General features: G+C 74.6%; 1 protein-coding gene and 1 pseudogene. Both read right to left on the bottom strand.

The features are described 5' to 3' along the window. Window positions 1–376, bottom strand: a 376-nt coding sequence (locus CCL05_RS43305; RefSeq protein ID WP_143590075.1) for an SDR family NAD(P)-dependent oxidoreductase, incomplete at its 3' end; no start/stop codon positions are given. Further along, window positions 373–566 (bottom strand): annotated as a pseudogene (locus CCL05_RS46995) (short-chain dehydrogenase/reductase); the annotation flags it as partial. The gene CCL05_RS43305 and the pseudogene CCL05_RS46995, both read right to left, overlap by 4 nt.

Here is a 566-nt window from a genome sequence, read left to right as displayed (position 1 = left end):
CGACCGCGCGGACGGCCGCCGTGGCGGCGACGACGCTCAGTGCCAGCGCGTTCTCGGTGTCCGCGGGCGCGGTGTCGAGCACGGGCTTGATCCACGTGAGACTCGGCCGCGGGCTGAACAGCATCACCTCGATGGGACCGAGCCGTTCGCGCAGTGCGTCGAGCGCCGCGGCGAGTGCCCGCTCGTCGGTGATGTCCGCGGTCTCGACTGCTGTCGTCACGCCCTGGGAGGTCAGGTCAGCGGCCATCATGTCCAGGCGTTCGGCGCTGCGCGCCATCAGCCCGACCGGATGTCCCGCACGGCCGAATCGGCGGGCGGCCGCAGCGCCCAGCCCGGGCCCGGCACCGATCACGACGAACGCGCCGACCGTGCTCACACCTGCTCCAAGTCCGCGCTCCTGGTCAGCGCCTCGTTGGCATCGATCTCGTCGCGCAGGCGCTCCAGGCGGGCGCGTGCACCGGCGAGCGCGTCCGAGCCGAGCAGCAGCCGCAGGGGCGGTGTGTCGGCGTCCACGGCCGCGCCGATGGCTGCGGCAGCCCGTACCGGGTCGCCGGGCTGGCGGCCGG

This window comes from Streptomyces africanus, from assembly GCF_002150735.1.
In the GTDB taxonomy this organism is placed as follows: Bacteria; Actinomycetota; Actinomycetes; order Streptomycetales; family Streptomycetaceae; genus Streptomyces; species Streptomyces africanus.
The sequence above is the reverse complement of the archived record's forward strand: the minus strand, read 5'-3'. Positions and strand labels throughout refer to the sequence as shown.